The following is a 2,933-nucleotide window of genomic DNA, read 5'->3' on the forward strand; positions in this document are numbered from 1 at the left end:
GGCGCACCATCTTCGCGCCGCCCCCCTGTCGAGCCCATCATTCGCCCTGGTAATTCAAGAACATAATCGAAAAGCGTCGTAGCTGGCCGAAGTCGGCCTTCACCGGTCCGTTACGCCACTGCAATGTGGAGGGATTTGATCTTCATCAATCACGGCCCTGGCGCCGAGATTTGTTTCCCAAGCAGTTGACGCTCGAGTGGATCGACTGGTTCGACCCATCGTCGGCCGCTCGAGCTCATCGGCAACATCCCGCCTGCCGAAGTCGAAGAGCAATATTATGCTGTCGCGGATAACATCGATATGGCAGCGTGACTCACAAACCCAACGCCTCCAGCAAAACCGGCGCGGTTCACTGCCCCCTGCCCGGCAATCGACCAAGATGCCCGGCGGAATGTTCGGCAACCGCATGAACAACCCAGAGGCTGATTGGAGCGAATTTCGTGATGCCCGGTAATCGCTAGCGGTAATTTGCTAGGGCGCCCGCCCGCCGCAGGCAGACGGGCGCCTTCATTACGCCGCTATCCGCTGCATCGTAGCTGGATCGTTATAGGCTTCGAGGATCGCAATCCGCATCGCTTGCGCTCTCCCGTCACCGCCTTTCGTTCCCTGCACAAAGCTGCTCCATCCCTTCATGTCGAAAGCGTAGAGCGATCGAAGCAGACGATGCCGTTCCAGTCCTTCCGGCGGCGAGACCATTATCTTGGTCAACCCGAGGAATATCGACGCGCCATTGGAAAGCACCTGCCCTTTGAACGCCTCCGCCATCGCGGACAAAGCTTCAAGAACCAGATCTTCGCCATAGCGTCCCATCACCGAGGTAATGCTACCTGTGAAAGCAACCTCACCCGGCAACCACGCCTGCGATCTGGTCTGGCGCGCTACTCGCAAGCCGGCGGCTTCGATCACGCGGTTGATCTCCAAGGCGTCCTCATCTCCGGCGACCAATGCCGCGTGGAAGTCGTCCAGTCGGTTAATGGCCCGGCGAGCCCGGTTTGCTGCGACAAACATCGCGGCCTCGTCCGCAACCCCATCATAGGTAGCGATGCAGCAGGGAAGATGGGGAATGTCTCGCCTCATTCGGGCAGCCGCCAAGCGGTGCTGGCCGTCTATCACGTAGCGACCGTCAATTCGGCGAGATACCGCCAGCGGCATACAAAGTCGCCAATCCCAATGCGCAGCGATTGACGCGATAAGGCGACGGGAGGAATCGTTCGCGATTGACCGCTGATAGTCTCCGTCAACGGATAGATCTTCGATTGAGACCCACTCGATGCTGGGGGGAGTTCCGCGAGCGGGCGGATAGGTTCGGGGCCGCTTGGTTTCCGTTTTCCCGCGTTGCCGCTTCCGGCTCGGAATCGCAGTCTTCAGGCTCTTGCCTGGTCCAACCATGTTCACGGGCTTCGACGCGGCGATCGCCCGCTCTTTCATCTCAGCTACGCGCTCGTCGACCTCTTCTGCCGGCCACGCGTACACATCCCCGCACTGCTCCACGACCACATAACCGCGATGGACCCGCTGATGCCCCAGCGGTGAAGCGATCAGAAAGGTACCGTTGGCTTCGATGCTGCCGAGAACCATTGGTCGGAGCCAATCGGGCAGTGACCCGCCGTCATTCCTCCAGAGCTGAGTGCCGAGGGTGCTTGCGGCAGCGTTTTGCTGAGACATATTTTCCTCCAATCGAACCAGCCGGAGAATCGGCTGGTGATGGAAGGTCTCATCCCGCGGGCGGGCAATCTTCATGGTGGCGGTGGACCGTTACCGCGAAGACGCGAAGCGCCTAGATCGGCATCAGCGTTGCCCTCTCGAAGGTGCGTGAGAGAATCGGATCGCGAAGCGCCGTCCACCGTTGTTCAACGACGTATATAACCGGAATATTACCGAAGTTCCGCCTCCGCGACGCGTTGTACGCATCTAACCCATTGAAAAACAATGGTGACCCCTACGGGAATCGAACCCGTGTTTCAGCCGTGAAAGGGCCGCGTCCTAACCGCTAGACGAAGGGGCCGTTGGGCGAGAGGGCGGTTAGGCGAGCCGGGCCGCGCGGTCAAGGCGGCAAAGCAACAATCGTTCAATCATTCGCTCAATCGGCCCAGGCCGCATCGTCGAGATGGAGCTCGGCCACGGGGCGCTGGCCCCAATCGTCGAGCTTCGCGCGCCCGGCGAGCCACAGCCGGCGGTGGGTCCCCGCGCCGAGCAGCGCCTGCCCCAGCGCATTATCCGCCGCGCGGAACGCCATCGCCTTGAAACTGCGCCCGTCGTCGCCGGCGACGATCGCGCGGACATGGCCGTTGCCGACGATATCGACACGCACCGGGCGTACCCGCCCCACCGCGACGCGCGGCGACGGCCAGCCGGTGCCATAAGGCCCGCCCGCTTCGAGCGCATTGACCAGCTCCGGGGTCACCCCGCCCGCCGCATGAATCGAATCGACCAGCAATGCACGGTCCGCCGCGGCGATCGCGACCTTCTCAGCGAGCTTGTCCTCAAGGAAATCGCCGAACGCCCCGACGTTTTCGGCGGCGATCGTCAGCCCCGCGGCCATCGCATGTCCGCCGCCGGCGACGAGCAGTCCCGCCTCTTTCGCGGCGAGCACCGCCTGCCCCAGATCGACCCCGGTGATCGAACGCCCCGATCCCTTGCCGACCCCGGCTTCGTCGAGCGCGATGACGATCGCCGGGCGGCCGAGCTTTTCCTTGAGCCGCCCCGCGACGATCCCGATCACCCCGGGATGCCAGCCGGCCCCCGCCACCACGGTCACCGCGCGGTCGCTGCGCAGGATCGCCTCGGCGGCCTCCTGCACCGCGGCCTCGATCGCGCGGCGCTCCTCGTTGAGCCGGTCGAGCTCAGTCGCGATCGTGCGCGCTTCGGCCGCGTCGCGCGTGGTGAGCAAGCGCACGCCGAGGTCGGCGCGCCCTACCCGCCCGCCCGCGTTG

Annotated in this window: 2 protein-coding genes and 1 tRNA gene; all 3 read right to left on the reverse strand. The window is 63.6% G+C overall.

Going from position 1 to position 2,933, the window contains the following annotated elements; all coding sequences use genetic code 11:
• Nucleotides 1-510: 510 nt before the first annotated feature.
• Nucleotides 511-1,740: a ParB/RepB/Spo0J family partition protein gene (locus BGN95_RS16860; protein ID WP_286773435.1), complete on the reverse strand. Its 1,230-nt coding sequence runs from the start codon at nt 1,738-1,740 to the stop codon at nt 511-513.
• Nucleotides 1,741-1,930: 190 nt separating this feature from the next.
• Nucleotides 1,931-2,005: transfer RNA gene (locus BGN95_RS16865), tRNA-Glu, on the reverse strand.
• A 75-nt stretch (nt 2,006-2,080) separates the two neighbouring features.
• The coding region (locus BGN95_RS16870; protein ID WP_286773436.1) for a DHHA1 domain-containing protein at nt 2,081-2,933 on the reverse strand (853 nt) is incomplete at its 5' end.

It is taken from the genome of Sphingomonas sp. 66-10, assembly GCF_001897045.1.
Taxonomy (GTDB): domain Bacteria; phylum Pseudomonadota; class Alphaproteobacteria; order Sphingomonadales; family Sphingomonadaceae; genus Sphingomonas; species Sphingomonas lycopersici.